15 protein-coding genes are annotated in these 17630 nt (G+C 55.7%); 11 read left to right on the plus strand and 4 right to left on the minus strand.

Translation table 11 applies throughout. The features are described 5' to 3' along the window. Positions 1-77: 77 nt before the first annotated feature. Positions 78-287 (plus strand): CsbD family protein, encoded by a 210-nt coding sequence (locus OOJ60_RS17570; RefSeq protein WP_042291340.1) that lies wholly within the window; start codon positions 78-80, stop codon positions 285-287. Between the two features lie 78 nt (positions 288-365). Here the strand turns inward: OOJ60_RS17570 and zur are convergent, their stop codons facing one another. Then, complete coding sequence (gene zur / locus OOJ60_RS17575) at positions 366-881, minus strand: zinc uptake transcriptional repressor Zur (protein WP_042291221.1); 516 nt, start codon at positions 879-881, stop codon at positions 366-368. Positions 882-1163: 282 nt separating this feature from the next. Here zur and OOJ60_RS17580 point away from each other — a divergent pair, with 282 nt between their 5' ends. From OOJ60_RS17580 to pspG, 3 genes are all read left to right on the plus strand, one after another. After that, entirely contained in the window at positions 1164-2474 is a 1311-nt protein-coding gene (locus OOJ60_RS17580; protein WP_042291219.1) for a conjugal transfer protein TraF, read from the plus strand. A gap of 83 nt (positions 2475-2557) precedes the next feature. Next, complete coding sequence (gene dusA / locus OOJ60_RS17585; RefSeq protein WP_205612943.1) at positions 2558-3553, plus strand: tRNA dihydrouridine(20/20a) synthase DusA; 996 nt, start codon at positions 2558-2560, stop codon at positions 3551-3553. 133 nt (positions 3554-3686) lie between these two features. Continuing rightward, entirely contained in the window at positions 3687-3929 is a 243-nt protein-coding gene (pspG, locus tag OOJ60_RS17590) for an envelope stress response protein PspG (RefSeq protein WP_042291214.1), read from the plus strand. A gap of 180 nt (positions 3930-4109) precedes the next feature. On the opposite strand, the gene OOJ60_RS17595 is transcribed toward pspG, so the two are convergent. Beyond that, the gene (locus OOJ60_RS17595; protein ID WP_060570451.1) at positions 4110-5093 is read right to left on the minus strand and encodes a quinone oxidoreductase; all 984 of its coding nucleotides are present in this window, start codon (positions 5091-5093) and stop codon (positions 4110-4112) included. Positions 5094-5157: 64 nt separating this feature from the next. Between OOJ60_RS17595 and dnaB the strand changes: the two genes are divergently transcribed. The 6 genes from dnaB to OOJ60_RS17625 all read left to right on the plus strand — a co-directional run bounded on the left by dnaB (position 5158) and on the right by OOJ60_RS17625 (position 10949). Further along, positions 5158-6573: a replicative DNA helicase gene (gene dnaB / locus OOJ60_RS17600; RefSeq protein WP_042291212.1), complete on the plus strand. Its 1416-nt coding sequence runs from the start codon at positions 5158-5160 to the stop codon at positions 6571-6573. A gap of 151 nt (positions 6574-6724) precedes the next feature. Then, positions 6725-7804, plus strand: coding sequence for an alanine racemase (gene alr / locus OOJ60_RS17605; RefSeq protein ID WP_205612944.1), 1080 nt, complete (start codon positions 6725-6727; stop codon positions 7802-7804). A 158-nt stretch (positions 7805-7962) separates the two neighbouring features. Then, positions 7963-9156 (plus strand): aromatic amino acid transaminase, encoded by a 1194-nt coding sequence (gene tyrB, locus OOJ60_RS17610; RefSeq protein ID WP_060570404.1) that lies wholly within the window; start codon positions 7963-7965, stop codon positions 9154-9156. A 195-nt stretch (positions 9157-9351) separates the two neighbouring features. Beyond that, positions 9352-10065, plus strand: coding sequence for an acid phosphatase AphA (gene aphA, locus OOJ60_RS17615; protein ID WP_060570402.1), 714 nt, complete (start codon positions 9352-9354; stop codon positions 10063-10065). A 108-nt stretch (positions 10066-10173) separates the two neighbouring features. Beyond that, positions 10174-10590 carry a secondary thiamine-phosphate synthase enzyme YjbQ gene (locus tag OOJ60_RS17620; protein WP_060570401.1) on the plus strand — a complete coding sequence of 139 codons (417 nt, stop codon included), beginning with the start codon at positions 10174-10176 and terminating at the stop codon, positions 10588-10590. Between the two features lie 2 nt (positions 10591-10592). Beyond that, on the plus strand, positions 10593-10949 hold the full coding sequence (locus tag OOJ60_RS17625; protein WP_042291198.1) for an MmcQ/YjbR family DNA-binding protein: 357 nt from the start codon (positions 10593-10595) through the stop codon (positions 10947-10949). Positions 10950-10991: 42 nt separating this feature from the next. On the opposite strand, the gene uvrA is transcribed toward OOJ60_RS17625, so the two are convergent. Beyond that, on the minus strand, positions 10992-13814 hold the full coding sequence (gene uvrA, locus OOJ60_RS17630; protein ID WP_205612945.1) for an excinuclease ABC subunit UvrA: 2823 nt from the start codon (positions 13812-13814) through the stop codon (positions 10992-10994). A 254-nt stretch (positions 13815-14068) separates the two neighbouring features. Between uvrA and ssb1 the strand changes: the two genes are divergently transcribed. Further along, entirely contained in the window at positions 14069-14593 is a 525-nt protein-coding gene (gene ssb1, locus OOJ60_RS17635) for a single-stranded DNA-binding protein SSB1 (protein ID WP_042291190.1), read from the plus strand. 62 nt (positions 14594-14655) lie between these two features. Here the strand turns inward: ssb1 and OOJ60_RS17640 are convergent, their stop codons facing one another. Next, positions 14656-17367, minus strand: a complete 2712-nt coding sequence (locus tag OOJ60_RS17640) for a cation-transporting P-type ATPase (protein WP_205612985.1) — start codon at positions 17365-17367, stop codon at positions 14656-14658. Positions 17368-17630: the final 263 nt, after the last annotated feature.

Here is a 17630-nt window from a genome sequence, read left to right on the forward strand (position 1 = left end):
ATCACGTCCAGCAAGAAACGTAGCAACGTTGGATGACGTAGACTCGCTATTCACAGCCTAACGAAGAGGACTTTATGATGAATAAAGACGAAGCCGGTGGTAACTGGAAACAATTCAAAGGTAAGGTGAAAGAGCAATGGGGCAAATTAACCGACGATGACATGACGGTTATCGAAGGTAAGCGCGATCAGCTGGTAGGTAAAATCCAGGAACGTTATGGCTACCAGAAAGATCAGGCGGAAAAAGAGGTAGGTGACTGGGAAACCCGCAACGACTACCGCTGGTAAACCCTCCTGCCCAAAAGTACAAGGACGTACTGCCCTTTATTTGCTTACAGTGAGCGGCGCGCCTTGCCGCTCGCGCCATTAACGGGGTTTTTTCTTGACCTGAATAGAATGGTCATGTTGGCAATCGCCGGGATGACGACAGGCTTCAACCTCCACGCACGCTGAACATAACCCATGCGCTTCAATCACGTTATGACGCAGGGCAAAACCCATTTTTGCCGCCAGCGTATGCATAATATCTTCCACCCCTTCCGCACACTCTTCCTTCACCGCGCCGCAGCGATCGCAGATAAACATGGCTGAGGTATGCGTCGGCTGATCGAAAAGATAACAAAGTACGTAGCTGTTTGTGGATTCCACCTTATGCACGAACCCTTGCTCTAGCAGAAAATCCAGCGCCCGGTAAACCGTCGGCGGTTTGGCCTGTGGCTCTGATTCCCGCAGCAGATCGAGCAGATCGTAAGCGCTAATCGCCCCGTCCTGCAGGCTCATCAGGCGTAACACTTCGAGGCGCTGCGGGGTCAGTCGCACATTGCGTTGCGCGCACAATTTTTCAGCTTGCGCCAGCAGCTCTTGCGTTGTGGTCTTTTCCATTGGGCACCTCGGTTAGCGTGGGGCGATAAACCCTCACTTTATCATGTTCTGCAGGAAACGCCGAGATCCTGCCAGTGACGATATATCGTCTGCGAATCTTTCCGCGCTTAATAAAGTCTTCTATACATATTGAGGCATATCACAAAAAGAGAACGCTTCAGCCCCATTCTGCATGAAGCGAATAGCACCATTTTTATTCATTTTTTCACAGCAATAGTTCTCCTCTGCTGCGTTGATACTGGCAGAGGCGTTATTTCACCTGCTAATAAAAATGGGTTTACTGTGAATAAAAATTTTAACTTTTCGGTGGTGGCGATCGCGGTTTCGTTTTGGGTATCACACCAGGCGAACGCGGCAAATACCTGGGCGGAAGCGCGTAACGATGCAATGGGCGGGACGGGCGTGGCTTCGGCACATTATGGCAGTGGGGTTCTCATCAACCCGGCTTTGCTGGCGAAGGCTAAACCTGAGGACAGCATTACCGTCATCCTTCCTGCGGTTGGGGCGCAAATTACCGACGAGGATAACTTGCAGGATGAGATTGATGAAATCAGCGACAAAATCGACTACTACGATGACGTCGTCGATAACCTGACGCCAGCCGAGGTTCTGCTGAACCCTCGCGGCGTGTTAAACCAGTTTCAGGGGGCGGCGCGCGATCTTGCCGATGAGCTGGAGTACCTTAAAGGGAAGACGGCGCATGCTAACGCCGGGGCCGGACTGGCGGTCAGTATTCCCAACGAGGTGTTATCCGTTGCGTTTGTGGCGAAAGGCTATGCGCATGGCCGTGTAAGCGCGTCAATCGATCAAGGCGATATTGATTATCTGCGCAGAATCGAGGGTAGCGATGCCTATGCGTTAGTTGAAGCGGGCAGGGCGGCGCTGCAGGGCTCTGATGAAATCACCAAACACCTTAACTCCACGGCATCCGGCCGGGCGGCGATCGTCTCCGATTACGGTATCGCGGTGGCGCGTCAGTTTGCCTTAGGCGACGTGCCGCTTTCTATTGGCGTCACGCCGAAACTGCAAAAAACCTGGCTCTATAATTACACGACCTCGATTTATAACTACGACAGCAGCGACTGGAACAGCAGCCGATACCGCAACGATGACACCGGCTTTAACGTCGATGCCGGGATTGCGGCGGACTTTGGCGAAAACTGGACGCTGGGCGTCAGCGGGCAAAACCTTATCTCGCGCGATATCGACACCAAATCGATTTACATTACCAACGGCCTGACCGGCGAAACGCGTAATTATCAGGATACCTATCAGATTCGCCCGCTGGTCACCGCGGGTGTTGCCTGGCATAACGACGTAGTGACGCTGACAGCGGATGGCGATCTAACCGAAACGAAAGGTTTTAAGAGCGAAGATGATTCCCAGTATGTAGGCGTCGGCGCAGAGGTTCGTCCGCTGAACTGGCTGGCCGTTCGGGCAGGCTACCGTGCTGATGTGAAGGCGAACGACAGCAATGTCTTTACCGGCGGCGTTGGGTTTTCTCCGTTCAACCGCGTTCATGTGGATCTGATGGGTCTGTATGGTGAAGACGAAACCTGGGGGGCAGGCGCGCAGCTCAGCATGACGTTCTGAGGCAGCACCGGAGACGTTACGTCTCCGGTTTACCTTTGTGCTATAGTAGCGCCCCTTGTTCACCAGACGCTCAAAAAATCGCCATGTCATCAGAATTACACGCTGCCTTTCCCGCTCACCGTTTCTCCATCGCACCGATGCTCGACTGGACGGACAGACATTGCCGCTATTTCTTGCGCCTGCTGTCTCGCCAGACGTTGCTCTATACCGAGATGGTCACAACAGGCGCCATTATTCATGGCAAAGGCGATTACCTGGCGTACAGCGATGAGGAGCATCCGGTGGCACTGCAACTGGGGGGAAGCGATCCGGCTCAGCTTGCGCAGTGTGCAAAACTTGCGGAGGCTCGCGGCTATGACGAGATCAACCTTAACGTCGGCTGTCCATCGGATCGCGTGCAGAACGGTATGTTTGGCGCATGCCTGATGGGGAACGCGCAGCTGGTAGCCGATTGCGTGAAGGCGATGCGTGACGTGGTGTCGATACCGGTGACGGTAAAAACGCGCATCGGTATTGATGACCAGGACAGCTATGAATTTCTCTGTGACTTCATGAATACCGTTTCAGGCAACGGTGAATGCGACATGTTCATCATTCATGCCCGAAAAGCCTGGCTTTCCGGATTAAGCCCGAAAGAGAACCGCGAAATTCCGCCGCTGGATTACCCACGGGTTTATCAGCTCAAACGGGATTTTCCGCATCTCACCCTGTCGATTAACGGCGGTATTACGTCACTGGAACAGGCGAAAGCGCACCTTGCCCATATGGATGGCGTTATGGTCGGGCGCGAAGCGTACCAGAATCCGGGAATTCTGACCTCGGTTGACCGGGAGATTTTCGGCGTTGACACGGCGGATGCCGATCCGGTGGCCGTGGTACGGGCGATGTATCCGTATATTGAGCGGGAACTGCGCCAGGGGACCTATTTAGGCCATATCACCCGCCATATGCTCGGCCTGTTCCAGGGCATTCCGGGCGCGCGTCAGTGGCGTCGTTACCTGAGCGAAAATGCCCATAAAGCCGGTGCGGATATCAACGTGCTTGAGCATGCGCTAAAACTGGTTGCTGATAAGCGTTAAAATTTCACCATTAGTTAGTCAATTTCACCACGCCCTGCGCACTGCCGCGGGGCGTTTTGTTTATATATCAACGAATTAATGTTGGCACGCATTTTGTAAAGCATTGAGCAGAATTTCATTATGGGAGAGCGTCATGCTGGAACTACTTTTTGTGCTTGGCTTTTTTATCATGCTGATGGTCACTGGCGTTTCGCTGTTGGGCATCCTGGCTGCGCTGGTGGTGGCAACCGCGGTGATGTTCCTGGGCGGAATGTTTGCTTTGATGATCAAACTGTTGCCGTGGCTGCTGTTGGCGGTTGCTGTGGTATGGGTTATCAAGGCGATCAAATCGCCGAAAGTGCCGCAATATCGTCGCAATAACCGCTGGCGTTACTAGGGTATTGTGGGGTTCGTCACAACCTGCAATTTTGCCTTTAGAACCAAATAGGAATTGATAATCAAATCTGTCACTATTGCGCATCTAACGGATTCATCGTGCTGTACCCTACATACAGCCGAACTAAAAAAAGAAAGGGCTTCCCAGGTGGAAGCCCTAATTCTTTCAGCGGCTCCCGGCTTACGGAATCAGCAAGCTGGACCCTTGCGTGGCCCTGCTTTCCAGCATTTCATGCGCGCGTTGCGCATCCTGAAGGGCAAACTTCTGGCTATCCGCCACATCGACTTTGATCACGCCGCTGGCGATTAGCGAGAACAGTTCATTGCTGGCTTCAGTCAGCTCATCGCGATTGGTGACGTAGCCCTGCAGAGAAGGGCGCGTGACGTACAGGGACCCCTTCTGATTCAGGATCCCCAGGTTCACGCCGGTCACCGGGCCGGACGCGTTACCGAAGCTGACCATCAGGCCGCGACGCTGCAGACAGTCCAGCGAGGACTCCCAGGTGTCTTTCCCCACCGAGTCGTACACTACGCAGACCTTTTTCCCGCCGGTGATCTCTTTGACCCGCTCTACGAGATTTTCTTCGCGATAGTTAATCACCTGCCACGCGCCTGCATCCCGCGCCCGCTGCGCTTTTTGCGCGCTGCTCACGGTACCGATAAGTTTTGCGCCCAGCGCTTTCGCCCACTGGCAGGCAATCAAACCCACGCCGCCTGCCGCCGCATGGAACAGGAACGGTTCATCGGGTTTGATTTCATAGGTTTTACGCAACAGGTAAAAGACAGTCAGCCCTTTCAAGAACGAGGCAGCGGCCTGCTCGAAAGAGATCGCGTCGGGTAAAATCGCCGCCTTATCGGCCACGACGTTATGCACTGAACTGTAGGCGCCGAGCGCAGATTGCGCATACACGACGCGATCGCCCGCTTTGATGTGCGTTACGCCGCTGCCCACTTTGCTCACTACGCCCGCTGCTTCGGTACCCAGCCCGCTGGGCAGCGCTGGCGGCGGATAAAGCCCGCTGCGGATGTAGGTATCGATGTAGTTAATGCCAATCGCTTTGTTTTCGACCTGGATTTCGTTCTCCGCCGGATCTGCCGGGGTGAACGCCACGGCCTGAAGCACTTCAGGGCCACCATGCTTGTGAAATTCAATACGTGTTGCCATGCTTCCTCCAAAAGAAATGTGGTAATCTTTCGACCCAATCATTATTTCGGTAACTCCATTCACTATGGCAGGAAATAAACCCTTCAACAAACAACAGACTGATGTCCGGGAGCGCGACCCGCAGGTTGCCGGGCTGAAAGTGCCGCCGCACTCGATTGAAGCGGAACAGTCGGTGTTGGGCGGTTTAATGCTGGATAACGAGCGCTGGGACGACGTTGCCGAACGTGTGGTAGCGGATGATTTCTACACCCGTCCGCACCGTCACATCTTTACTGAAATGGGTCGCCTGCAGGAAGGCGGTAGCCCTATCGACCTGATAACGCTCGCGGAATCGCTGGAGCGCCAGGGACAGCTGGACAGCGTTGGCGGATTCGCCTATCTGGCGGAACTGTCAAAAAATACGCCAAGCGCGGCGAATATCAGCGCTTATGCCGACATTGTCCGCGAACGGGCCGTTGTCCGTGAAATGATTTCGGTGGCAAATGAAATCGCCGAAGCCGGGTTTGATCCGCAGGGGCGCACCAGCGAAGACCTGCTCGATCTCGCCGAATCCCGCGTGTTCAAAATCGCCGAAAGCCGCGCCAATAAAGACGAAGGTCCGAAAAATATTGCCGATGTGCTCGACGCTACCGTCGCGCGTATCGAACAGCTATTCCAGCAGCCGCACGATGGTGTGACCGGCGTGAACACCGGCTATGACGACCTCAATAAAAAGACCGCCGGTTTACAGCCCTCCGATCTGATTATCGTCGCCGCGCGTCCGTCGATGGGGAAAACGACCTTTGCGATGAACCTCGTTGAAAACGCGGCGATGTTGCAGGACAAGCCGGTGCTTATCTTCAGTCTGGAAATGCCCTCGGAACAGATCATGATGCGTTCTCTGGCGTCGCTGTCCCGCGTCGATCAAACCCGCATCCGTACCGGTCAGCTCGACGACGAGGATTGGGCGCGTATTTCCGGTACGATGGGCATTCTGCTGGAAAAACGCAATATCTATATTGATGATTCATCCGGCCTGACGCCGACGGAAGTGCGCTCCCGCGCGCGCCGTATTGCCCGCGAACATGGCGGCATCGGGCTTATTATGATCGACTATCTTCAACTGATGCGCGTACCGTCGCTTTCCGACAACCGTACCCTGGAGATCGCCGAAATCTCCCGCTCGCTGAAAGCGCTGGCGAAAGAACTGCATGTGCCGGTAGTGGCGCTGTCGCAGCTTAACCGCTCCCTGGAACAACGTGCCGACAAGCGTCCGGTCAACTCCGACCTGCGTGAGTCCGGCTCTATCGAGCAGGACGCCGACCTGATTATGTTTATCTACCGTGATGAGGTTTATCACGAGAACAGTGACCTGAAAGGCATCGCGGAAATCATTATTGGTAAGCAGCGTAACGGCCCCATCGGCACGGTGCGTCTGACATTCAACGGGCAATGGTCGCGCTTTGATAATTATGCCGGGCCACAATACGACGACGAATAAATAATTTGGCTATTTTATTTGCGATTTTGGGATTGGGCAGTGCTCGCCATCCTCACGTACTTCAGTACGCTCCGGTGGCTGCGCGCTGGCCGCACCCAAACTCGCTGCAACAATAACGCCAAATTTGAGACATATAATTTAAGGAACTCAAATGCAAGCGGCAACCGTCATGATTAATCGCCGCGCTCTGCGACACAATCTGCAACGTCTGCGTCAACTGGCGCCTGCCAGCAAGCTGGTTGCGGTGGTGAAAGCGAACGCCTACGGACACGGCCTGTTAGAGACCGCGCGAACGCTCCCCGATGCTGACGCTTTTGGCGTCGCGCGACTCGAAGAGGCGTTGCGCCTGCGCGCGGGAGGGATCACCCAGCCTATCCTGCTGCTGGAAGGCTTTTTTGAGGCGTCTGATCTACCCACTATCTCCGTACAGCATCTGCATACGGCGGTACATAACGAAGAACAACTGGCTGCGCTGGAAGCGGCGGAACTGGATGCGCCAGTAAGCGTGTGGATGAAGCTCGACACCGGTATGCACCGTCTGGGCGTGCTGCCGGAGCAGGCAGACGCGTTTTATCAGCGTCTGTCCCGATGCAAAAATGTGCGTCAGCCGGTCAATATCGTCAGCCATTTCGCCCGTGCCGATGAACCGGAATGTGGTGCGACGGAAAAGCAGCTCGCGATTTTCAACACCTTCTGCGCGGGAAAGCCTGGGCAGCGCTCCATTGCCGCGTCCGGCGGGATCCTGCTATGGCCACAGTCGCATTTTGACTGGGTGCGTCCGGGGATCATCCTTTATGGCGTTTCGCCGTTGGAAAACCAGTCTACCGGCGCGGACTTCGGCTGCCAGCCGGTGATGTCCCTGACTTCCAGCCTGATAGCGGTGCGCGAGCACAAAGCCGGGGAACCGGTAGGCTACGGAGGAACGTGGCGAAGCGAGCGAGACACGCGGCTTGGCGTTGTCGCGATGGGCTATGGCGACGGCTATCCGCGCGCGGCGCCGACCGGCACCCCGGTGCTGGTGAACGGTCGTGAAGTGCCGATTGTGGGACGCGTGGCGATGGACATGATCTGCGTAGATCTCGGCCCGCAGGCGCAGGACAATGCAGGCGATCCGGTGATTCTTTGGGGCGAAGGGCTGCCCGTCGAACGCATCGCTGAAATAACGAAAGTAAGTGCTTACGAACTTATCACGCGCCTGACATCACGGGTGGCGATGAAGTATATCGATTAAGCGTACGGCTCTCCGGCTTGGGTTGATCTCACTGCAGGCCGGAGTCGTTGTCGCCATCCGGCAAAGCGCGGCATATTCTCTGCAACATCCTCTCGATCTTCACGGTTATCCGGTTTATTGTGTCTTAACCCCTGCCTGTAAACCTGGAGAACCATCGCGTGTTTCAAAAAGTTGACGCCTATGCTGGCGACCCGATTCTTTCGCTCATGGAGCGGTTTAAAGACGACCCGCGCAGCGACAAAGTGAACCTGAGTATCGGCCTGTATTACAACGAAGACGGGATCATTCCACAGCTCAACGCGGTAGCCGAAGCGGAAGCACGCCTGAATGCGCAACCGCATGGCGCCTCGCTTTATCTGCCAATGGAAGGTCTGAACAGCTATCGCCACGCCATTGCGCCACTGCTGTTTGGCGTCGATCATCCGGTTCTCCAGCAGCAGCGTGTCGCCACGATCCAGACGCTGGGCGGCTCCGGGGCGCTGAAGGTTGGCGCGGATTTTCTCAAGCGCTATTTCCCGGATTCCGGCGTGTGGGTCAGCGACCCGACCTGGGAAAATCATATCGCCATATTTGAAGGGGCTGGATTCGAAGTAAGTACTTACCCCTGGTATGACGACGCCACTAACGGCGTGCGTTTTGACGACCTGTTGGCTACCCTGAAAACGCTGCCCGCACGTAGCATCGTGCTGTTGCATCCTTGCTGTCATAACCCCACCGGGGCGGATTTAAGCCATGCCCAGTGGGACGAAGTCACCGAAATCCTGAAAGCGCGCGATCTGATCCCGTTCCTCGACATCGCCTACCAGGGGTTTGGCGCAGGGATGGACGATGACGCCTGGGCGATTCGCGCTATTGCCAGCGCCGGATTGCCCGCGCTGGTCAGCAACTCTTTTTCTAAAATTTTCTCCCTCTACGGCGAGCGCGTCGGCGGCCTTTCCGTGATCTGCGACGATGCAGAATCCGCCGGGCGCGTACTGGGACAGCTTAAAGCCACCGTACGGCGTAACTACTCCAGCCCGCCAAACTTTGGCGCGCAACTGGTTGCGACAGTGCTGGGCGATGAGACGCTGAAAGCGAACTGGCTGGCGGAAGTGGAAACGATGCGCACCCGGATTCTGGCGATGCGTCAGGAACTGGTGAACGTGCTGACGGCGACCATTCCAGGGCGAAACTTTGACTATCTGCTAAAACAGCGCGGCATGTTCAGCTATACCGGCCTGAGCGCCGCCCAGGTGGATCGCCTGCGCGACGAGTTCGGCGTTTACCTTATCGCCAGCGGACGTATGTGCGTCGCCGGGCTAAACACCGGCAACGTTCAGCGCGTGGCAAAAGCCTTTGCCGCTGTTATGTAACATTTTTACGCCAGCAGGCCGGATGGCACGTTGTTCATCCGGCTTATGGGCTTACTTTCTTCAGCTGTGATCATTCTCTTTTTCTATGACAAAACCGTAGAAATTTCTTCCCTTCATTTGTCGTCGGGGTTAAGGTCAGAGCGTTTTGAATAGTCGTACTAAAAATCATAACTAAATGACTTTGAAGGGAAAAATATGCGTAAGATCACACTGGCCTTCAGCGCCCTCTGTCTGCTTTTCACGTTAAATCACTCCGCCAGCGCGCTGGCATCCCCGCCGTCTCCGCTTAATCCGGGCACTAACGTTGCAAAACTCGCTGAACAAGCGCCGGTCCACTGGGTGTCGGTCGCACAGATCGAAAACAGCCTCACCGGGCGTCCGCCGATGGCGGTCGGGTTTGATATCGACGATACCGTATTATTTTCCAGCCCGGGCTTCTGGCGCGGAAAGAAAATGTACTCGCCGGACAGCGAAGCGTATCTGACGAATCCTGCATTCTGGGAAAAGATGAATAACGGCTGGGATGAGTTCAGCATTCCCAAAGAGGTGGCGCGTCAGCTGATCGCCTTGCATGTGCGTCGTGGCGACGACATTTACTTTGTCACCGGACGAAGCCAGACCAAAACCGAAACGGTATCGAAAACGCTGGCCGATGACTTTCATATTCCGGCGGCAAATATGAATCCGGTGATCTTCGCGGGCGATAAGCCGGGACAGAACACCAAAACCCAGTGGCTACAGGCGAAAAATATTCGCATCTTCTACGGCGATTCGGATAACGATATCAGCGCTGCGCGCGATATGGGTATTCGCGGCATCCGCATTTTGCGCGCGTCCAACTCGACCTATAAACCCTTGCCGCAGGCAGGAGCGTATGGCGAAGAGGTGATCGTCAATTCGGAATATTAAGAAACGCCCGGCGATTCGCTGTTTTTTTAAACAAAAATGAGCGCGTAGCTTTTACCTTTCGCTGACTTGCTGCAAACTGAATAAAGACGTTTCAACAAGGAGCAGCCTATGTGGTATCAGCAAACCCTGACTTTACACGCGAAGCCGCGCGGGTTTCATCTCGTCACGGATGAGATCCTCGGGCTTCTGGCGGATATGCCGCGCGTAGAGACCGGGCTGCTGCACCTTTTGCTGCAACATACCTCCGCTTCTCTGACGCTTAACGAGAATTGTGATCCCACCGTTCGGCACGATATGGAACGCTTCTTTCTGCAAGCCGTTCCCGATCATGGCAACTACGAACATGACTACGAAGGGCCAGACGATATGCCAGCGCATATCAAATCGTCCCTGCTTGGCGTATCGCTACTGCTGCCGGTTCATAAAGGGCGAATAAAGCTGGGTACCTGGCAGGGCATCTGGCTCGGTGAGCATCGCATCCACGGCGGTTCGCGCCAGATAATCGCGACACTACAAGGGGAATAAAGATGACTAACTCAGAGTTACTGCAATACTGCATGGCAAAACCTGGCGCAGAACAGAGCGTGCACAGCGACTGGAAAGCCACCCAGATTAAAGTTGAAGATGTGCTGTTTGCCATGGTGAAAGAGGTGGAAGAACGCCCGGCGGTATCTCTGAAAACCAGCCCCGAACTGGCGGAATTATTGCGCCAGCAGCACAGCGATGTGCGCCCGAGCCGGCATCTCAACAAAGCGCACTGGAGCACCGTATACCTTGACGGTTCGCTGCCGGACTCGCAGATTTACTATCTGGTGGATGCGTCGTATCAGCAGGCGGTGAACACGCTGCCGGAAGAAAAACGTAAGCTGCTGGTACAGTCATAAATAAAAACGCCGTTCTTCTGACAATGAACGGCGTTTTTCGTTTTACAACATCGGCTTGAGGAAGCGGGCGGTGTGGGACGCTTGACATTCCGCCACCGTTTCCGGCGTACCGGAGACGAGGATTTCCCCGCCGCCGCTCCCGCCTTCAGGACCGAGATCAACAATCCAGTCCGCGGTTTTGATCACGTCGAGGTTATGCTCAATCACCACAATGGTGTTGCCCTGATCGCGTAACTGGTGCAGTACGTCCAGCAGTTGCTGGATATCGGCAAAGTGCAGACCGGTGGTCGGCTCATCCAGAATATACAGCGTCTGGCCAGTGCCGCGCTTCGACAGTTCGCGCGCCAGCTTCACGCGCTGGGCCTCGCCGCCGGAGAGGGTGGTCGCCGACTGGCCGAGACGGATGTAGGTCAACCCCACGTCCATCAGGGTTTGCAGCTTACGCGCCAGCGCCGGTACGGCATCAAAGAACTCGCGCGCTTCTTCAATGGTCATGTCCAACACTTCATGGATGGTTTTGCCCTTGTACTTTATCTCCAGCGTCTCGCGGTTATAGCGCTTGCCTTTGCACTGGTCGCACGGGACATAAATATCCGGCAGAAAGTGCATCTCAACCTTAATGACGCCGTCGCCCTGACAGGCTTCGCAGCGCCCGCCGCGAACGTTGAAGCTAAAACGTCCCGGCGTATAGCCGCGCGAACGCGCTTCCGGCACACCAGCAAACAGTTCGCGAACCGGCGTAAACACGCCAGTATAGGTCGCCGGGTTAGAACGCGGCGTGCGTCCGATCGGGCTTTGGTCGATGTCGATTACTTTGTCGAAATGCTCCAGCCCCTGAACGTCGCGATAGGGCGCAGGTTCGGCGATCGTCGCGCCGTTCAGCGCACGCTGGGCGATCGGGAACAGGGTATCGTTGATCAGGGTCGACTTACCGGAGCCGGACACCCCGGTAATGCAGGTGAACAGGCCCACCGGCAACGTCAACGTCACGTCTTTCAGGTTGTTACCGCGCGCGCCGGTCAGCTTCAGCACTTTTTCCGGATTCGCCGGAACGCGCTGTTTCGGCACGTCGATTTTCCGTTTTCCGCTCATGTACTGCCCGGTCAGCGATTCCGGCACCGCCATAATCGCTTCCAGCGGACCTTCGGCAACCACTTCACCGCCGTGGACGCCCGCGCCCGGACCGATGTCGATCACGTGGTCGGCGGCGCGAATCGCGTCTTCGTCGTGCTCCACCACAATGACGGTATTCCCGAGATTACGCAGATGAATCAGTGTGCCCAGCAGACGCTCGTTATCGCGCTGATGAAGACCGATGGATGGCTCATCTAGGACATACATGACGCCGACCAGCCCCGCGCCAATCTGGCTTGCCAGACGGATGCGCTGCGCTTCGCCGCCGGAAAGCGTTTCGGCTGAGCGGGAAAGCGTGAGGTAGTTCAGACCGACGTTCACCAGGAATTTGAGGCGATCGCCAATCTCTTTCAGCACTTTCTCGGCGATTTTCGCTCGCTGGCCGGACAGTTTGAGATTATTAAAGAAGTCCATCGCATGACCGATGCTCATATCGGAAATGGTCGGCAGCGGCGTATTTTCAACAAAGACGTGGCGCGCTTCGCGACGCAGACGCGTCCCTTCGCAGCTGGCGCACGGACGGTTGCTGATAAACTTGGCTAACTCTTCGCGTACCGCGCTGGATTCCGTCTCTTTATAACGCCGCTCCATATTGTGCAGCACGCCTTCGAACGGATGGCGACGCACCGAGGTGTCGCCGCGATCGTTCATGTATTTAAATTCAATGTTCTCTTTGCCGGAACCGTACAGCACCACTTTGTGCACGCTGGCGTCGAGACTTCCCCACGGCGCGTCTACGTCGAACTTGTAGTGCTCCGCCAGCGATTTCAACATCTGAAAGTAGTAGAAGTTACGGCGATCCCAGCCGCGGATTGCGCCGCCAGCCAGCGACAGGTCCGGATTCTGGATCACGCGGTCCGGGTCGAAATATTGCTGTACGCCGAGGCCGTCACAGGTCGGACACGCGCCCGCCGGGTTGTTGAACGAAAACAGGCGCGGCTCCAGCTCGCGCATGCTGTAGCCGCAGACCGGGCAGGCGAAGTTCGCCGAGAAAAGCAGCTCTTCCGCTTTCGGATCGTCCATATCGGCAACCACTGCCGTACCGCCGGAAAGTTCCAGCGCGGTTTCAAACGACTCCGCCAGACGGGTGCTGAGATCGTCACGCACTTTGAAGCGATCAATCACCACCTCAATGGTGTGTTTCTTTTGCAGTTCCAGCTTCGGCGGATCGGAGAGATCGCACACTTCACCGTCGATACGGGCACGGATATACCCCTGACTTGCCAGGTTTTCCAGCGTTTTGGTGTGCTCGCCTTTACGCTCTTTAATCACCGGCGCCAGTAGCATCAGGCGCTTGCCTTCCGGCTGTGAGAGCACGTTGTCGACCATCTGACTCACCGTCTGCGCCGCCAGCGGCACGTCGTGATCCGGACAGCGCGGTTCGCCGACGCGGGCGAACAGCAGACGCAGGTAGTCGTGGATCTCAGTAATGGTGCCGACCGTGGAACGCGGGTTATGTGACGTCGATTTTTGTTCAATTGAGATAGCCGGAGACAGCCCCTCAATGTGATCGACATCCGGCTTTTCCATTAGCGACAGAAACTGACGCGCATAGGCGGAAAGGGATTCTACGTAACGACGCTGCCCTTCGGCATACAGCGTGTCGAAAGCAAGCGAGGATTTGCCAGACCCCGAAAGCCCGGTCACGACAATCAGTTTGTCGCGAGGGATAACGAGGTTGATGTTTTTGAGATTATGGGTGCGGGCGCCCCGAACTTCGATCTTATCCATTCACCTTTCCCGGATTAAACGCTTTTTGCCCGGCTGCATGCATGGTGCGACCGGCGATCACAAACGGTTAATTATGACACAATATAACCTGAATGGATATACAGTATTGGAATGCAAAACGCAGTGTAGTGTGTAACAATGTCCGGCTAAGGTTGTTTCGCGGAATCAGCGTCACAACGTGGTAAAACCGCCATTGGTAATGCTACAATCGCGCGTTTACACTTATTAAGAAACGTTTTTCAGGAGACTCGATCATGGCCAGCAGAGGCGTAAATAAGGTTATTCTCGTGGGTAATCTGGGCCAGGACCCGGAAGTACGCTACATGCCGAATGGTGGCGCAGTTGCCAACATTACGCTGGCTACTTCCGAATCCTGGCGTGATAAGCAGACCGGTGAAATGAAAGAGCAGACTGAATGGCACCGTGTTGTGCTGTTCGGTAAGTTGGCGGAAGTGGCCAGCGAATATCTGCGTAAAGGCTCTCAGGTATACATCGAAGGTCAACTGCGTACCCGTAAATGGACCGATCAGTCCGGTCAGGACAAATACACCACGGAAGTTGTGGTTAACGTGGGCGGCACCATGCAGATGCTGGGTGGCCGTCAGGGCGGCGGCGCGCCGGCAGGCGGTCAGCAGCAGCAGGGCGGTTGGGGACAGCCGCAGCAGCCTCAGGGCGGCAACCAGTTCAGCGGCGGCGCGCAGTCTCGTCCGCAGCAGCAGTCTGCACCGGCACCGTCTAACGAACCGCCAATGGACTTTGACGACGATATTCCGTTCTAAGTGCGCCATCAGGCATTCCAGTGTAAAGGCCTCCGAAAATGGAGGCCTTTACGTTACTCTGATTACGCCGTCCGGCGGAATTTGCGGGTCAGCGGTTTCTCGATTTCAACAATCAGGAACAGCGCGACGCCAATGGCCAACGTGATACCCCAGTAGCGCAGCGGCAGTGCTTCGGTACCAAACATCATTTGCAGGAAAGGCACATAGATAATGGCCAGCTGTAGCAGAAGCAGAATGCCGCTCACCAGCCAGATGCCTTTGTTCATCAGCAACCCACGCCCCAGCGAGAAACCGTCCGATACGCGGCAGTTCAGCATATAGACCCACTGCGCCGTGACCAGCGTCTGCAGCAGTACGGTTCGAATAAACTCCGGGCTATGGCCGCGCGGCTGAAGCCAGGCTTCCAGCATAAAGGCGCTGGCGGCAATCAGCGTGCCGACAAAACCGACGCGCCAGATAGCAAAACCATCCATCACGTTTTCGTGGGGCCGGCGTGGCGGGCGGCGCATAATATTGCGCTCTCCGGCTTCGAACGCCAGGCCGAACGACAGCGTAGCGGACGTCGCCATGTTCATCCACAGAATCAGTACCGGCGTCAGGGGCATCAGGTTTCCGGCCAGCAGCGCGACAATAATCAACAATCCCTGCGCGAGGTTGGTTGGCATAATAAACAGGATCGTTTTCTTCAGATTGTCGTAGACGCGGCGCCCCTCCTGCACCGCGCTGGCAATGGTGGCGAAATTGTCGTCCGTCAGCACCATGTCAGCGGCCTCTTTGGTCACTTCGGTGCCTTTGATTCCCATCGCGATGCCAACGTCAGCCTGCTTAAGGGCTGGGGCATCGTTCACGCCATCGCCCGTCATGCCAACAATTTCGCCTTTATTTTGCAGCGCTTTCACCAGGCGCAGCTTATGTTCCGGACTGGTGCGGGCAAAAATATCGTACGTCACAGCGGCTTCAGCGAGCGCGGTGTCGTCCATCTGCTCCAGCTCATAGCCAGTCACCGCGTGGGCGCTGTTATGAATCCCGAGCATACCGCCAATGCTCATGGCCGTTTGCGGATGATCGCCGGTGATCATCTTGACGCGGATCCCAGCCTGCTGGCAGGCGCCGATCGCATCAATCGCTTCCGGGCGCGGTGGATCCATCATTCCGGCAATGCCGAGGAAGATCAGCCCATCGCTCAGGCAGTCATGCGTTAGCGTACCGGCATCGGCACGCGTGGGTTTCCAGGCGGCGGCGACCATGCGCAGCCCCTCTTTGGCATAGCGGGCGATTTCTGCTTCCCAGTGTGCCTGAGTAAAAGCTTCTGTTCCGGTGGCGGTTTGCTGCTGCTGACAGAGTTTAAACAGAACGTCCGGCGCGCCGGTTACCAGCACGCGCTCGTCCTGGCCGATACGGAAATGGGTCGCCATATATTTGTACTGCGAGTCGAACGGAATCTTGCTGCGCAGTTCTGTATCGATGGCGGGCAGGTTCGCTTTTGCGGCCAACACTTTTAGCGCGCCCTCGGTTGGCCCGCCGGTAATGCCCCAGTGCCCCTGCTCGTTCCGCATCAGTTGGCTGTCATTACACAGATCGATCGTGCGCAGGTAGGTTTCCAGCACACTCCCCGGACGCATTTCCGCTGTCGTGGCGTCGTTCTCAACGAGGATCTCGCCCGTGGGTTCGTAGCTGTTACCCTGCACGCGATAGTTTTTATCTGCCGTAATGATGGCTTTCACCGTCATCTCGTTCATCGTTAGGGTGCCCGTTTTATCGGAACAAATTACCGACATGGCGCCCAGCGTTTCGACCGTTGGCAGCTTACGGATAATGGCGCGTTTGCGAGCCATCGTCTGGATGCCGAGCGACAGGATGATAGAAATAATGGCGGGCAGGCCTTCCGGAACCGCCGCGACAGCAAGGCTAATGAGCGACAGCAGCAGTTCGCCCATTGGCATATCGCGCAGCAGCAGGCTGAAAATAAACAGCCCAACCATCATGGCAAGAATCAGAGAGAAGATCGCTTTGCCGAGCTTATCCATCTGTACCAGCAGCGGCGTACGATGCTTCTCGATGGCGGTCATCATCTGGTTGATGTGGCCCAGCTCTGTGGCTTCGCCGGTGGCAATGACCACGCCAAGTCCGGCGCCTGCGCTGAGGGTGGTGCCGGAAAACAGCAGGTTTTTACGATCGCCGAGCGGCAGCTCCCCTTCCAGCGCTTCCGCCGTCTTATCGACCACGGTGGATTCGCCGGTCAGGATGGCTTCTTCCACCCGCAGATTATGCGCTTCCATGACACGCAGGTCGGCGGGGATACGATCCCCCGCGCGTAACACCACAATATCGCCGACGACCAGTTCGGTGGTCGGCGCCGTTTCATGCTGACCGTTGCGAATCACCACGGCGGCGCTGGAAAGCATATTGCGAATGCCTTTTAGCGATTTCTCGGCGTTGTTTTCCTGAACGTGCCCAATTAGGGCGTTGATGACCGCCACGCCAAGAATGACGGCGGTATCGACCCAATGACCCATAATGGCCGTCAGGGCCGCAGCGGCTATCAGCACGTAAATTAATACATCATGAAAATGGGTCAGAAAGCGCAGCCAGGCGGGTTTACCGGCTTTTTCCGGCAGGGCGTTAGCGCCGTCTCTGGCGAGACGGGCGCTGGCTTCGTTTTGAGTCAGCCCACTTGACTGGCTCCGCAGGTTTTTTAAGACCTCATCCACAGAAAGCTGGTACGGTTTTTTTCCAGCGCATGGCGCAGAATGGAGACGATTGCTGTTCGGCATTCTGGTCAATGTAAAATTCCTCGAAGTATAAAAATTATAATATTTAAAAAGCCAGAGCATGCTATTGGAATAATGCGTTCCGGTTTTTGATATTAATCAATAGCGTTTCGCTAAATATTATTTTATCGTTGCCATTGGTAGCGAATTATTCATGTCGCTCAGTGTCTTAATGGCTTTTGTAAATTTTAGAAAGGAGGGTGTATGTTTGGCATTTATAATGGCAAGAGATTGATTGTACTGATTATTTTTGCGATAGTAGTTGC

The organism is Citrobacter sp. R4 (assembly GCF_026719175.1).
GTDB classification, from domain to species: Bacteria; Pseudomonadota; Gammaproteobacteria; order Enterobacterales; family Enterobacteriaceae; genus Citrobacter_A; species Citrobacter_A sedlakii.

Bases quoted from the DNA above. Each gene is read 5' to 3' on its own strand.
- OOJ60_RS17570 (WP_042291340.1), top strand. From the start codon at position 78: ATGAATAAAGACGAAGCCGGTGGTAACTGGAAACAATTCAAAGGTAAG.
- zur (WP_042291221.1), bottom strand. From the start codon at position 881: ATGGAAAAGACCACAACGCAAGAGCTGCTGGCGCAAGCTGAAAAATTG.
- dusA (WP_205612943.1), top strand. From the start codon at position 2,558: ATGTCATCAGAATTACACGCTGCCTTTCCCGCTCACCGTTTCTCCATC.
- pspG (WP_042291214.1), top strand. From the start codon at position 3,687: ATGCTGGAACTACTTTTTGTGCTTGGCTTTTTTATCATGCTGATGGTC.
- OOJ60_RS17595 (WP_060570451.1), bottom strand. From the start codon at position 5,093: ATGGCAACACGTATTGAATTTCACAAGCATGGTGGCCCTGAAGTGCTT.
- dnaB (WP_042291212.1), top strand. From the start codon at position 5,158: ATGGCAGGAAATAAACCCTTCAACAAACAACAGACTGATGTCCGGGAG.
- alr (WP_205612944.1), top strand. From the start codon at position 6,725: ATGCAAGCGGCAACCGTCATGATTAATCGCCGCGCTCTGCGACACAAT.
- aphA (WP_060570402.1), top strand. From the start codon at position 9,352: ATGCGTAAGATCACACTGGCCTTCAGCGCCCTCTGTCTGCTTTTCACG.
- OOJ60_RS17620 (WP_060570401.1), top strand. From the start codon at position 10,174: ATGTGGTATCAGCAAACCCTGACTTTACACGCGAAGCCGCGCGGGTTT.
- OOJ60_RS17625 (WP_042291198.1), top strand. From the start codon at position 10,593: ATGACTAACTCAGAGTTACTGCAATACTGCATGGCAAAACCTGGCGCA.
- uvrA (WP_205612945.1), bottom strand. From the start codon at position 13,814: ATGGATAAGATCGAAGTTCGGGGCGCCCGCACCCATAATCTCAAAAAC.
- ssb1 (WP_042291190.1), top strand. From the start codon at position 14,069: ATGGCCAGCAGAGGCGTAAATAAGGTTATTCTCGTGGGTAATCTGGGC.
- OOJ60_RS17640 (WP_205612985.1), bottom strand. From the start codon at position 17,367: ATGCCGAACAGCAATCGTCTCCATTCTGCGCCATGCGCTGGAAAAAAA.